Origin of the sequence: Urbifossiella limnaea (genome assembly GCF_007747215.1) — a bacterium.
GTDB lineage: Bacteria > Planctomycetota > Planctomycetia > Gemmatales > Gemmataceae > Urbifossiella > Urbifossiella limnaea.
Genome location: NZ_CP036273.1, coordinates 6384053 through 6397000, shown reverse-complemented (window position 1 = coordinate 6397000; position 12948 = coordinate 6384053). Strand labels below are relative to the sequence as shown.

Annotated in this window: 13 protein-coding genes and 4 tRNA genes; 10 read left to right on the top strand and 7 right to left on the bottom strand. The window is 71.0% G+C overall.

What is annotated here, in order from left to right:
* Positions 1 to 76 precede the first annotated feature (76 nt).
* The 7 genes from ETAA1_RS26085 to ETAA1_RS26055 all read left to right on the top strand — a co-directional run bounded on the left by ETAA1_RS26085 (position 77) and on the right by ETAA1_RS26055 (position 4866).
* Positions 77 to 1249, top strand: coding sequence for a cytochrome c (locus tag ETAA1_RS26085; protein WP_145243508.1), 1173 nt, complete (start codon positions 77 to 79; stop codon positions 1247 to 1249).
* A 66-nt stretch (positions 1250 to 1315) separates the two neighbouring features.
* Positions 1316 to 2416, top strand: coding sequence for a COX15/CtaA family protein (locus ETAA1_RS32420; RefSeq protein WP_202920416.1), 1101 nt, complete (start codon positions 1316 to 1318; stop codon positions 2414 to 2416).
* Entirely contained in the window at positions 2413 to 3363 is a 951-nt protein-coding gene (gene cyoE, locus ETAA1_RS26075; protein WP_145243506.1) for a heme o synthase, read from the top strand. Before ETAA1_RS32420 ends, cyoE begins: the two co-directional genes overlap by 4 nt.
* A 253-nt stretch (positions 3364 to 3616) precedes the next feature.
* Positions 3617 to 3844, top strand: a complete 228-nt coding sequence (locus ETAA1_RS32415; RefSeq protein WP_202920415.1) for an addiction module protein — start codon at positions 3617 to 3619, stop codon at positions 3842 to 3844.
* Positions 3841 to 4137: a type II toxin-antitoxin system RelE/ParE family toxin gene (locus ETAA1_RS26065; RefSeq protein ID WP_145243503.1), complete on the top strand. Its 297-nt coding sequence runs from the start codon at positions 3841 to 3843 to the stop codon at positions 4135 to 4137. Before ETAA1_RS32415 ends, ETAA1_RS26065 begins: the two co-directional genes overlap by 4 nt.
* A 70-nt stretch (positions 4138 to 4207) precedes the next feature.
* On the top strand, positions 4208 to 4429 hold the full coding sequence (locus tag ETAA1_RS26060) for an addiction module protein (protein ID WP_145243501.1): 222 nt from the start codon (positions 4208 to 4210) through the stop codon (positions 4427 to 4429).
* The gene (locus ETAA1_RS26055; RefSeq protein ID WP_145243499.1) at positions 4426 to 4866 is read left to right on the top strand and encodes a type II toxin-antitoxin system RelE/ParE family toxin; all 441 of its coding nucleotides are present in this window, start codon (positions 4426 to 4428) and stop codon (positions 4864 to 4866) included. Before ETAA1_RS26060 ends, ETAA1_RS26055 begins: the two co-directional genes overlap by 4 nt.
* Positions 4867 to 4888: 22 nt before the next feature.
* Here the strand turns inward: ETAA1_RS26055 and ETAA1_RS26050 are convergent, their stop codons facing one another.
* Positions 4889 to 5638, bottom strand: coding sequence for a cupin domain-containing protein (locus tag ETAA1_RS26050; protein WP_145243497.1), 750 nt, complete (start codon positions 5636 to 5638; stop codon positions 4889 to 4891).
* A gap of 67 nt (positions 5639 to 5705) precedes the next feature.
* Positions 5706 to 6380 (bottom strand): hypothetical protein, encoded by a 675-nt coding sequence (locus tag ETAA1_RS26045; RefSeq protein ID WP_145243495.1) that lies wholly within the window; start codon positions 6378 to 6380, stop codon positions 5706 to 5708.
* Positions 6381 to 6497: 117 nt separating this feature from the next.
* Here ETAA1_RS26045 and ETAA1_RS33695 point away from each other — a divergent pair, with 117 nt between their 5' ends.
* The 3 genes from ETAA1_RS33695 (at position 6498) to ETAA1_RS26030 (ending at position 11169) form a co-directional block, all read left to right on the top strand.
* A complete protein-coding gene (locus tag ETAA1_RS33695) occupies positions 6498 to 7628 on the top strand; it encodes a zinc ribbon domain-containing protein (RefSeq protein ID WP_145243493.1) in 1131 nt (376 codons plus the stop codon).
* Positions 7629 to 7637: 9 nt separating this feature from the next.
* The gene (locus ETAA1_RS26035) at positions 7638 to 8492 is read left to right on the top strand and encodes an alpha/beta hydrolase family esterase (protein ID WP_145243491.1); all 855 of its coding nucleotides are present in this window, start codon (positions 7638 to 7640) and stop codon (positions 8490 to 8492) included.
* Between the two features lie 148 nt (positions 8493 to 8640).
* Complete coding sequence (locus ETAA1_RS26030; protein ID WP_145243489.1) at positions 8641 to 11169, top strand: sodium-translocating pyrophosphatase; 2529 nt, start codon at positions 8641 to 8643, stop codon at positions 11167 to 11169.
* 160 nt (positions 11170 to 11329) lie between these two features.
* On the opposite strand, the gene ETAA1_RS26025 is transcribed toward ETAA1_RS26030, so the two are convergent.
* The 5 genes from ETAA1_RS26025 to ETAA1_RS26010 all read right to left on the bottom strand — a co-directional run bounded on the left by ETAA1_RS26025 (position 11330) and on the right by ETAA1_RS26010 (position 12680).
* A complete protein-coding gene (locus ETAA1_RS26025; RefSeq protein ID WP_145243487.1) occupies positions 11330 to 12076 on the bottom strand; it encodes a metallophosphoesterase family protein in 747 nt (248 codons plus the stop codon).
* Between the two features lie 286 nt (positions 12077 to 12362).
* Positions 12363 to 12434, bottom strand: a tRNA-Pro gene (locus ETAA1_RS32410).
* A gap of 5 nt (positions 12435 to 12439) precedes the next feature.
* Positions 12440 to 12511, bottom strand: a tRNA-Phe gene (locus ETAA1_RS26020).
* Between the two features lie 17 nt (positions 12512 to 12528).
* Positions 12529 to 12601, bottom strand: a tRNA-Lys gene (locus ETAA1_RS26015).
* Positions 12602 to 12608: 7 nt separating this feature from the next.
* A tRNA-Gln gene (locus ETAA1_RS26010) sits at positions 12609 to 12680 on the bottom strand.
* Positions 12681 to 12948: the final 268 nt, after the last annotated feature.

Below are 12948 nucleotides of genomic sequence, written 5' to 3'. Positions count from 1 at the left end.
TCCCCCCGGTTACATCGAGACGCGTACCGCGGTGAATGAAGGGGTGAGAGGGTGAAGGGGTGAAGGGGTGACGACGATGGCCGAACATCACCCCTTCACCCCTTCACCCCTTTACCCCTTCGTCCTGCCGTGCGTCGCGGTCCTTCTGGCGACTCTCCCGGCCGGCTGCACCCGCAACCCCGGCTACCCGCCGGAACTGACGTTCCCGCCGCGCGAGGACCGGCTCGTGCTGGCGCTGCCGACGGCGGCCCCGCCGCGGCCCGCGGAGGTCGGCCGGCTCGACGCCGAGATCGCCGCCCTCGACGCCGCCGGCGGCCGCACCGCCGACCCCGCCGCGCTGCCGGCCGCGGCGCGGGCCGAGCTCGGCACCTTCCTGCGGGAGACGTTCGGCACCCCCGCCGCGCCGCAGTCGCCGGGCCTCGGGATCGGTGCCGAGCAACTGGCGGAGGGGAGCCGGCTGTTCCGCAAGCACTGCGCCCAGTGCCACGGCGTGGCCGGCGACGGCCGCGGGCCGACGGGGCCGTGGATCGACCCGCACCCGCGCGACTTCCGCCGCGGGGCGTTCAAGTTCGTGTCGTCCGGCGACGGGATGAAGCCGCGCCGCGCCGACCTGCTGCGGACGGTCCGCGAAGGCTTGCGCGGCACCGCGATGCCGTCGTTCGCGCGGCTGCCGGACGCCGACCGCGAGGCGATGGCCGCGTTCGTGGTGTACCTGAGCGTTCGCGGCGAGGTCGAGTTCCGCACCCTGGCCGCGCTCGCCGACGAGGGCGGGGAGGCGGGCACCGACGGCGACGCGGTCGGCTTCGCGCGGGGGCGGCTGGCCGCGGTCGTCGCCGAGTGGCAGAAGGCGGAGGCTTCGCCGCAAGCGGCGGTCCCGGCGCTCCCCGACGACGACGCCCGGCAGGCGCCGGACTACCTGGCGTCGGTGGCCCGCGGGCACGAGCTGTTCGTGGCGGACGCCGGCGCCGGCTGCGCGAAGTGCCACGAGAACTACGGCCGGACCGCGGCGCTGCGGTACGACGTGTGGGGCACGGTGGTGCGGCCGCCGGACCTGACGCAGACCCGCCCGAAGGGCGGCGACCGCGCCGAAGACCTGGCCGCGCGGGTGCGGCACGGCATCGCCCCGGTGGGGATGCCGGCGCAGCCGGCGCTGTCCGGGGGGCAGCTGCTGGACGTGGTGCGGTTCGTGCGGGCGCTGCCGTACCCGCGCGAGCTGCCGCCGGACGTGCGGGCGCAGGTGTACCCGTAGGGCTGGGTGAGGGGGCGAACCACCCACGATGAGACCGAGTTGGCGACACGCCACGACGACGACACCATGACCGACACCGACCTGCCGCCGCGCCCCGTTCCCCGCTGGCTCCACCGGTGGGCCGTCGCCACCGTCTGCGCCTGCCTGGCGCTGCTCGCCGTCGGGCAGCTCGTCACCAGCTTCCGCGTCGGCATGGCCGACCCCATCTGGCCGACCTCGCCGTGGCACCTCGTCAACAACTACGAGCCGAGCCCCGGCTACCTCATCGAGCACGCCCACCGCATCCTGGGCTTCCTCGTCGGCGGCCTCGTCACCGTGCTGGCGCTCGGCGTGTGGGGCACCCACCCCAACCGCGCGGCCCGCTACCTCGGCCTCGTCGCGCTCGCCGTGCTGGTGGGTGCGTTCGGCGAGTTCCACCGGGCCCTCATCGCCCAGCGCGAGTCCACCGAGGCGGTCGTCGTCCCCGAGCGAATCGTGTTCACGATGCTCGGCGCGCTGGCGGTCGCGGCCCTGCTGGCCGGCGGCGGGCTGGTCGGCGGCGGCCGGGGGAGCGTGGCGCGCTTCGCCGGGCTCCTCGGCCTCGTGTTCGTGATGATCCAGGGGCTGCTCGGCGGCTTCCGCGTCAAGCTGAACGAACTGGTCGGCACCGACCTGGCGGCCGTCCACGGGGTGTTCGGGCAGGTCACGTTCGCGGTGCTGCTGACGGTCGCCGTCCTCACCGCGCGGCCGCCGGCGGGTGACGTGCCCGACGCCGACCGCCGCCGGCTCGGCCGGCTGGGGCTGGGACTGGTGGCGGTGCTGTTCGTACAACTGGTCTGGGGCGCGTGGGTGCGGCACGCCCCGGACGCGCTCGGCCAGCGGCTCCACTTCCTCACCGCGTTCGTCGCGGTGGCGACGGCCGTGTGGCTGCTGCGGCTCGGCTTCACCGGCCCGGCCCGGCCGCGCGTCCGGGTGTGGGGCACGGCCCTCGGCGTCCTCGTCGCCCTTCAGGTGACGCTCGGCGTCGAGGCGTGGATGGGGAAGTTCGGGGGGGCGACGCTGCCCGAGTTCGAGACGGTGTCCGCCAAGCAGGCCGGCATCCGCACGGCCCACGCGCTCGTCGGGACGGGTGTGCTGGCGGCGGCGGTGGGGCTGGCCCTGCGGGTGCGTGCGGGAGGCGAGCGATGAGGAAGGCCGCTGTGGTCGAGGCCGAGGTCGCCCCGCTGGACCCGTTCGCCGGGCCGGCCGAGGAGGTTCTTTCCGCCGTGCCGTCGCGCGCCGCCGACTACCTCGAACTCACCAAGCCGCGCATCGCGGTGATGGCCCTGTTCACCGTCGGCATCGGCTACCTCGTCGGCGCCGGCAAGGCGGCTTCGCTGACGGATTTGTTCCACGTCCTGCTCGGCTCCGGCCTCGTCGCGGCCGGCGGCAGCGCCCTGAACCAGTGGCTCGAACGGCACATCGACGCCAAAATGTTCCGCACCCTGAAGCGGCCGCTGCCGGCGGGCCGCATGTCGCCGCTCGAAGCGCTGACGTTCGGCGTCGTCCTCGGGGCGATCGGCCTCGCCTACCTGTTCGCGACGCTGCCGGTCGCGGCGGGGGTGGCGGCGGCGGCGACGTTCGTGAGTTACGTGTGGGTGTACACGCCGCTGAAAACGATGACGGTGTGGAACACGGTGGTGGGGGCGGTGCCGGGGGCGCTGCCGCCGGTGATCGGGTGGGCGGCGGCGTGCGGGTGGGAGAAGCCGGGCGGCGCGTTCGCGCTGTTCTGGGTGATCTTCGTGTGGCAGCTGCCGCACTTCCTGGCGATCGCGTGGATGTACCGCGACGACTACGCCCGCGGCGGCCTGCGGATGCTGCCGCACATCGACCCGACGGGCACGAAGACGGCGTTCGTGATGGTGCTGACGTGCGTGGCGCTGATCCCGGTGGGCTGGGTGTCGATGGCGCTGGGGGCCGCGGGGTGGCTGTCGGTGGTGGGGTGTGCGGTGCTGGGGCTGCTGTTCCTGCGCGAGGCGGTGGCCTTCGCCCGCCGCCGCACCGACCGCCAGGCCCGCCGCGTGCTGCGGGCGTCGCTGCTGTACCTCCCGGGCGCGCTGGGGCTGGTGCTGCTCGACAACGTCATCGGGTGGTGACGCGGCCGCCGGCTCGGGGCTTGAGCCCGGAGGGCGACCGTTCATAGCCCGGGGCGGAAGCCCTGGGCGGGCTGGGCACGTCCGGGGGATCAACGCCCCACCAATCACGCGGATGCCGCCCAGGGTTTCCACGCCGGGCTACACACGTCCGCCCCTCCGGGGCTCAATCATGCGCCGTCTGGCAGCCCCTCGCGAGGTTGACACGGCCGCGGGTCGGGCCGGATACTGGATTCAACCTCCGTGGGGTGATCGCATGTCGCCGAGCATCTACGACCTGGGGATCGACAAGCTGAGCGTGCCGGACCGGCTCCGCCTGATCGGCGAGATCTGGGACACCCTGGAGCCGGCCGACCACGCGCAGGTTCAGCTGTCCGAGGCACACTGGCACGAGATCGAGGACCGTCTGGCCGACATCGACGCCAACCCCGGTGACGCCATGTCCCTCGAAGAGACGATGGCCCTGCTGCGGGCCAAGCCATGAGCCGGACGTTCGTCGTCCGCGGGGCCGCCCGCCGCGACATCGACGACGCCCGCGAGTGGTATGAGTTGCAGCAACCGGGCGTCGGCCGGGAGTTCCTCGACGAGGCCCAGGCGGCCCTGATCCGCGTCCGCGACAACCCCGATGGCTACGCCAAGGGCCGACACGGGGTGCGACACGCCCTCGTCCATCGCTTCCCGTATGTCGTGATCTATCGTGTTGACGCCACCGTCGTCGTGGTCGTCGCGGTGATGCACACCCGGCGGCACCCCCGGACGTGGCGGTCGCGGCTCTGACCGCCCTCGCGAGGTTGACACGGCCGCGTGTCGGGCCGGATACTGGATTCAACCTCCGTGGGGTGATCGCATGTCGCCGAGCATCTACGACCTGGGGATCGACAAGCTGAGCGTGCCGGACCGGCTCCGCCTGATCGGCGAGATCTGGGACACCCTGGAGCCGCCGGCGGCGGTGGCCGAGACGGACGAACTCCGCGACCTGATCGACGCGCGGCTGGACGCGGCCGACGCGAACCCCGGGGTCGGGTCTACGTGGGACGAGGTGAAGGCCCGGATCCAGGGCCGGCGATGAGCCTCCAACTGGTCATCCGCCCGGACGCGGAGGACGAGCTCACCGCCGCACACGACTGGTACGAGAGTCAGCAAGCCGGCGTCGGGGACGATTTCCTCCGAGCCGCGGATGCCGTGTTCGTTCGGATCACGGCCCAGCCCGAGTTGTACGCCGCCGGTTACCGCGGCGCCCGCCAGGCGCCGATCCATCGATTCCCCTACGTGGTCGTTTATCGAATTGTTGGGACCACGATCGACGTGTTCGCCGTCGTCCACACCAAGCCGGCACCAACGGTCGTGGCGGGCTCGCCTCTGACCCGCCGCCCAGCGCTGCAGTCGCAACCCGTTGCCGGGCCACGACCTGCTCCCATTACCGGAGTCGCGGCTGGATCGAACCAACTTTTTTATGAGTCGGTGACATGTTTCCGGGGATCGACCCCCCTCCGCCGGAAACAATGATCCCGGTCCTCGGGTTGCCGTGTCAGCCGTACTTGCGGTGGCAGTCGGCCGACGACATCTTCGCCGCCTTGATCAGCCCGCCGGCCACGCGCTCGCCCGCCGGGTCGAGGTACAGCCGGCCGCTGCCGGCGCCCAGCCGCGGGTCGTAGCCGTCCACGTGGACGTTGAAGATGTACGCGCCGTCGGTGGCGGCGCGGAACCAGTGGACGTTGTCCTTGTGGTCCGAGATGGTGCTCACTTCACCGGGGCCGAACTCCTTGTCGATCGTCGGCCGGATCAGGTAGTGGTCGGCGGCCGTCTCCACGCGGTCGTAGTGCTTCCCCGCCCAGCGGCCCTTCAGCACGATGAACCCGGTGCACATGTTGGCGTGGCCGTGCGGCACGATCGACCGGCCGCGGCCGCAGCCGAAGATCTGCTTGCCGAAGCCCGGCGCCGCCGGCAGGCCGCCGACGCCGCCAAGGTCGAACCCGGCGCTGAGGGCGCCGTTGTCGGGCAGCTTGCGGCGCTCGACCTCGTCGAGCTTCACGAACCGGCATAGCGCCGGCAGGTCGACGCGGCGGTACAGAGCTTCCATGCGCTCCTGGAACTGCACGTCGGTGAGGCGGCGGCCGCGGAGGTCGGCCGTCATCTCGCCCAGTTCCTTGAACCAGGCGTCGATGGTCGGGCGGACTTCCTGCGCGAACAGGTCGCGGCGCCAGCACGTCTCGACGAACCCGTAGGCGACGAGGGCGCCGAGGAACTGGGAACCGAACTCGCGGCGGGTGGCGTCCACGGGCGGGCCTCCGGGGAGAAGGGAGACTCTGAGCGTACCCGGTGCCGTGCCACGCCGCAAGCGGCGGTCAATCGGCTTCCACCGACAGACCGCAGAAGCTGTCCTCGGTCTCGGCGGCGCTCAGCCAGAACTCGCCGGGACCGTAGTGCGCGTCGCGGCGCTCGGCCGGGGGGTCGCCGCCGCGCGGGTCGCGGACGTGGACGCGGTCGGCGCCGCGGTCGTAGCCCAGCACCGCGTAGCAGTGCTGCGGCGAGATCCAGCCGTGGACCGGCTTGCGGAAGCGGCCGTCGGTGCCGCCGAGCACCATCAACCGGCGGCCCGCCTGTTCTTCGAGCAGGTCCTGAAACCACGCGCGCCGCGACCACGCCCGGTACACCGGCGCGAACCCCATCCCGGTGACGTTCAGGTAGCCCGTGCGGGAGCGGCCGGTGAGGAGGCCGATGCCGAAGCCGTAGGTGAAGACGCGCGGGGCGGACAGGTTGCCGAACCGGCCGGCGGCCGCCTCGCACACCCGCGCCCACGGCCACGGGCCGGAGTCGGTGCCGCTGGCGACCTCGTCCGGCCGCACGTCCTGCGGCTCACAGTCCGGGAAGGTCACGCGGTACACGCCGTCGCCGAGCAGTTCCACGTAGTCGCGGAGTTGCTGCGGCCGCTGGTGGGCCATGCCGACGAGCGCGGACAGGAACCAGCAGTCGTCCCAGTTCGCCTGCCGCAGCGTGCGGTAATCGGGGAGATCGAGCACGCGGTGCCTCCGGACCGGGAAGACACCTTACCCGGCCGTCGGGGACGGGGGTAGGGGCCGGGCGTTTCGCCGACCGCCTCCTAGAATCGACGGCAGCGCTTCCCCCGGAGCCCCGACATGCCGATCCCGGTTGTTTGTGCCAACTGTCAGACGCGGCTGAACGCCCCCGATGCGGCGGCCGGGCGCAAGGTGAAGTGTCCGAAGTGTCAGACGGTGATGCCGGTGCCTGGCACGGCCGCACCCGCACCGCCGCCGCTTCCCCCGCCGCCGGCCGCGCCGAGTGGCGGCACCCCGTTCGACTTCGGCGGCGATTCTCCCCCACCGCCCCCGCGTCGCCCCAGTGGCGAGTCGCGCCCGCCGCGACCGGCGCCGGATTCGCCGGATTCGCCGGACTCGCCGCCCTCGCCGCCAGCGGGCGGCGGCAGCGCGTTCGACTTCGGCGCCGCCGTCGAGTCCGGGGGCGGCGGCCGGGCGCGCGGCGAGCGTGAGGACCGGCCGCGCCGCCGCCGCCGCGACGAGGACGACGCCCCGCCGGCGGACCGCCCGCGCCGCCCGCGGCCGGACGACGACGCCCCGGCGGACGACGACCGCCCGCGCGGCCGCCGCCCGGCGGCCGGCGGGGGCAAATCGCCGCTGCTGTGGATCCTGCTCGGCGGCGGCTTGCTGCTGCTGACGTGCTGCGGCGGTGGCGGCGTGGTCGCCTACATCGCGATGGGGAAGGTCAAGGACGCCGCCGCCCAGGTGACGAAGAAGCTCGACGACGACATGAAGAAGGCCGCCGCCGCGCAACTGCCGCCGGGGTGGACGAAGTTCGAGGCGCCGGACAAGTCGGTCCGCGCGGCCTTCCCGGCCCCGTTCCCGGACGACGCCGGCCTGTCGTTCACGACGCAGTCGGTGACAGGGGCGAAGGCGTGGCGGAGCCAGGAGGCGGACTGGAGCCTGACCTGCACCGTAGCGGTCGTCAAGTTCCGCCCCACGTCCAAGGCCGCGGACCGCGAGAAGGACTTGAAGCTCGCCGCGGGGATGATGAACTTCGCCGCCAAGGACGCCGGCGGGCCGAAGACGGTGGACTGGCTCGGCGGCCAGGCGAAGGAGACGGACGCGAAGGGCGGCGTGAACCAGGACCTGAGCGTCGTCACCCGGTGGGTGGTGGTGGGCAACACCGGGTACGTGGCGATCGTGCAGCACAAGGACAAGCCGGAGGCCGTGCGGACGTTCTTCAACAACGTCGAGGCGCTGTCGAAGTAGGGGGCGACGGTGCTCACCCGCGTGGCCCTCGGCGGCCGGTCGTACCTGCTGTTCACCCCCCCGCCGGGGCCGACCCCGCCGCCGCTCGTCGTCGTGCTGCACGGCGCCGGCGGCACCGCCGAATGGGCCGACGGCGAGACCGGCTGGTCCGCCACCGCCGCCCGCGAGGGCTTCGCACTCGCACTGCCCGACGCGCTGCCGCCGGACCCGGCGAAGCCGCCGAAGTTCCTCACCAACGCCGCCCGTTGGGACGTGGGGAGCGGCGGCGACGAAGACCTACTCGACCCGCCGGACGCCCGCCCCGACGACCTCGCGTTCCTGAGTGACGTCCTCACCGACGCCACCCGCCGCGCCGGGGCCGACCCGCGGCGGGTGTCCGTGACCGGCTTCTCGAACGGCGCCGCGATGGCCTTCCGGGTCGCGGCCGAGCTGAGCGACCGCGTCGCCGCGGTGGCGCCCGTCGCCGGGTACTGCCGCGTGCCCGAGGGCTTCCGCACCGCCCGGCCGGTGCCGACGCTCTACCTCATCGGCGCCGCCGACCCGCTCGTGCCGGTCCGCGGCGGCGCCGTGCGCAGCCCGTGGAAACACCGCCTCGTGACGCGCCGCCCCGTCGCCGAGTCGCTGGGGCGGTGGGCGCGAATCCTCGGCTGCTCGCCGGGGCCGGTGGAGGAGTCGGACGCGGGCGGCGTGCGGACCGACGCGTACCCCGGGCCGGTGCCGTTCCGCGCCGTGACGGTCGAGGGGCTCGGGCACCACTGGCCTGGCGGGAAGGGGCAGCTGAACCCGCGCGTCGCCGGGCCGCCGTCGGCGGTACTGAACGCGACCGCAGTCATCTGGGAATTCGTCCGGGAATACCGCTCCTGACGGGGTGTAAGGGTGAAGGGATGAACTGTCGTCACCCCATCGCGCCATTACCCCATCGCGCCTTCACCCCTTCACACGGTCCCACCCCGCTCTTAGTCTAACCCCCCGGCCGACTCGCACCCCCATGTTCCGCGTAGGACTCCGCGACATGCTGACCGACTCTCCCGACCAGCGGGCGCCGCGGCGCGCCCCCCGCGCCGTTGCCGCCGTCCTGGCGCTGCTCCTGCTAGGCGGCCCCGCGCTGGCCCAGAACGCGCCCGCGGGGCAACCCAAGAAAGGCGGCGGCGAGGCCAACCTCGTCCTGCCCGACCTCAACAAGGCCGAGTTCGTCGGCGGCATCGGCGGCAAGAACCTCCTGTACCTCGGCCTCGTCGTGTCCGTCGCCGGGCTGGCGTTCGGCCTCGTCGTCTACAACCAGCTCAAGAACATGCCCGTCCACCGCACCATGCTCGAGGTCAGCGAGCTGATCTACGAGACGTGCAAGACGTACCTGTTCACCCAGGGGAAGTTCCTCGCCGTGCTCTGGGTGTTCATCGGGGCGATCATCTTCGTCTACTTCGGCTACCTCACCACCTACACCGACCCGGCCACCGGCGTGTCGCAGCACGGGTTCCCGCCCGAGCGGGTGGCGATCATCCTGTTCTTCAGCGTGGTCGGCATCCTCGGCAGCTACGGCGTGGCGTGGTTCGGCATCCGGGTGAACACGTTCGCCAACAGCCGCACCGCGTTCGCCGCCCTCACGGGTAAGGCCTACCCGTGCTACGCCATCCCGTTGAAGGCCGGCATCTCGATCGGCATGCTGCTCATCTCCGTCGAACTGCTGCTGATGCTCATCATCCTGATGTTCATCCCGGGCGAGCTGGCCGGGGCGTGCTTCATCGGGTTCGCCATCGGCGAGAGCCTCGGCGCGGCGGCCCTGCGGGTCGCCGGCGGCATCTTCACGAAGATCGCCGACATCGGCGCCGACCTGATGAAGATCGTGTTCAAGATCAAGGAGGACGACGCCCGCAACCCCGGCGTCATCGCCGACTGCACCGGCGACAACGCCGGCGACTCGGTCGGCCCGTCCGCCGACGGGTTCGAGACGTACGGCGTGACCGGCGTGGCGCTCATCACGTTCATCCTGCTGGCCGTGGCCGACCCGATGGTGCAGATTCAGCTGCTCGTCTGGATCTTCATGATGCGCGTGATGATGGTGGTGGCGTCGGCCGCGTCGTACTTCATCAACGAGGCGCGGGCCAAGGCGAAGTACAGCGAGATGAAGGACTTCAACTACGAGGCGCCGCTGACCGTGCTCGTGTGGCTCACCTCGATCGTGTCGGTCGTCCTCACCTACGCCGTGTCGTACCTGCTGATCCCGAACATCGCCGGGAACACCGACCTGTGGTGGCAGCTCAGCACGATCATCACCTGCGGCACGCTCGCCGGGGCGATCATCCCCGAGTTGGTGAAGGTGTTCACGAGCACCGAGAGCGGCCACGTGAAGGAGGTGGTGACGAGCAGCCGGCAGGGCGGGGCGTCGCTGAACATCCTCAGCGGCCTCGTCGCCGGCAACTTCTCCGCGTACTGGATCGGCATGGCGATCCTCGGCCTGATGGGCGTGGCGTGGTGGATCAGCCTGAGCATTCCGCCGATCATGCTCGCCCCGGCCGTGTTCGCGTTCGGGCTCGTCGCGTTCGGGTTCCTCGGCATGGGGCCGGTGACCATCGCCGTGGACAGTTATGGCCCGGTGACGGACAACGCCCAGAGCGTGTACGAGCTCTCCACCATCGAGGGCGTGCCGGGCATCCGCGAGGAGATTCAACGCGACTTCGGGTTCGCCGCCGACTTCGAGACGGCCAAGGAGAACCTGGAGAAGAACGACGGCGCCGGGAACACGTTCAAGGCCACGGCCAAGCCGGTGCTCATCGGCACGGCGGTGGTCGGGGCCACGACGATGATCTTCGCCATCATCGTGGGGCTGACGCAGGGGCTGAAGCCGGAGCTGGTGGTGAACCTGTCGATCCTGAACCCGCTGTTCCTGCTCGGGCTGATCGCCGGCGGTGCGGTGATCTACTGGTTCACCGGCGCGAGCATGCAGGCGGTGACGACCGGCGCCTACCGGGCGGTGGAGTTCATCAAGGCGAACATCCGGCTGGACGACACGGTGACGAAGGCGAGCACCGAGGACTCGAAGAAGGTGGTGGAGATCTGCACCAAGTACGCCCAGGCGGGGATGTTCAACATCTTCCTGGTGGTGTTCTTCAGCACCCTCGGGTTCGCGTTCCTCGACTCGTTCTTCTTCATCGGCTACCTGATCAGCATCGCGCTGTTCGGGCTGTACCAGGCGATCTTCATGGCCAACGCCGGCGGGGCGTGGGACAACGCCAAGAAGATCGTGGAGACGGAGTTGAAGATGAAGGGCACCCCCCTGCACGACGCGACGGTGGTCGGCGACACGGTGGGCGACCCGTTCAAGGACACGAGCAGCGTCGCGCTGAACCCGATCATCAAGTTCACGACGCTGTTCGGGCTGCTGGCGGTGGAGCTGGCGGTGGAGCTGACGGCGACGCGCGGGTCGGGCCTGGCGCACGGCCTGGCGGCGGCGTTCCTGGCGGTGTCGATGGTGTTCGTGTGGCGGAGCTTCTACGGGATGCGCATCCAGGACGGGGGCGACCACGGGCACGCGAAGGCGTAATCCGGGCGACCGGCCGGCGTCAGCCGGCTGGTCGTTGGTCCAGGCACCTGCCACCCCGACCAGCCGGCTGACGCCGGCCGGTCGCCCAAAGCAAATCGCCCACGGGAATGACCCCGTGGGCGATTTGCTTTGGGCGACGCAACGCCGCAAGCGGCGGAAGTTATCGCCCTTCGCGGAGCCGGTCGCCGAGGAAGTTCTCCAGGTCCGGCGTGTCGTAGATCTTTTTGATCGTCGTCTCCACGTCGTACTCGACGCGGCGGAACCGAATCGTGTCGTCGTCCAGCACCACGTAGCACGCCCGCCAGTTGCCGTCGCGCGGCTGGCCGACGCTCCCCACGTTGCACAGCGTCTTGCGGCCGTCCAGCTTGTACGCCGAATCGACCTCCTCGGGGCTGAGGAACTGCAGGTTCTCGGTGAACACCCCGGGCACGTGCGTGTGCCCCTGGAAGCAGTACTTCTCGACCAGCGAGAAGATGCGCTCCATCTTCCGCTGGTTGTACACGTCCTCGGGGAAGACGTACTCGTTGAGCGGGTTGCGGGCGCTGCCGTGGACGAACAGGTAGCCGTTCTCCCTGTGGCTCCGCGGCCGGTCGGCCAGGAACTCCCAGCGCTTCTCGCGCGCCGCCCGGCTGTCCGGGGCGCTCTCCAGTTGCGCCCGCGTCCAGAAGATGGCCTTCTCGGCGGGGCCGTTGAACCCGTCCGGGTCGAACATCGCGCCCTGGTCGTGGTTGCCGAGGATGACGACCTTGGCGGTCATGACGAGGTCGATGCACTCGCGCGGGTTCGGGCCGTAGCCGACGACGTCGCCGAGGCAATAGATGTCCGTGATGCCCTGGGCCTTGATGTCGGCCATGACGGCCTGCAAGGCTTCGAGATTGCTGTGGATGTCGCTGATTATCGCCTTCACGGCGGAAAGCCCTTTCCGGCGGAACGCGGGCCGGCCGTCCCGAACGGACGGTGAGGCGAGGCGCGTGGCTCAACTCGAAGTATAGACCACGCCTACGGCTCGGTAAACAGCGCAGGGCGGGGAGGTGGCGGAAACGCGCGCCCCAACCGGCACAGCCGGCCGGGTGGGCTAGCGACCGGCCCGGGCGAGCCGGCCGCGGGTTTGGCCGGAGCACGACCTCCGTCGCGTCCGACGGTTGTCCGTCTCCCGCCCCCGAAAGGGCGGACTCGCCTGGACCGATCCGGAGTCAGGGAGGCAGGACTCGAACCTGCATAGGCGGGTACCCGAAACCCGTGGTCAACCTCTGACCCACACCCTGAGGAGTCCCGGCGGCTGGAGTCGAACCAGCACCTCGCCGTTTTCAGCGGCACGCTCAGACCGCTAAGCCACACCGGGATGCCAAACGTCGTCTGTGCCGGCGGTGGGAGTCGAACCCACAACCACCCGCTTAAAAGGCGGGGGCTCTACCGATTGAGCTACACCAGCCAGTCAGATCCGGGAGCTGGGGTCGAACCAGCACTTTCCGCGTTCAGAGCGCGGCGTCTTACCGTTAGACGATCCCGGAGCGTGTTCACGAAACGGGGAGACGGAGTCGAACCTTTTTCGTGCTGCCCCTGTCACCAGCCCCCTGGTGATTCCCTTCGGCCGGGTTGGCGGGTGACCCGACCCCCTGCGGCTTGCCCGAAACGAAGACGGCCAGGGGTCTACCCTGGCCGGAACGCATGTCGCGTTCTGCGGTAGGGCTATTGCGTCTTCCGTACCTTGCTGGCGAAGCCGCCGGCTGGTTGAGCCGGTTTCGCGAAATGCTGCTCAACTTTCATCTTGCACTAAGA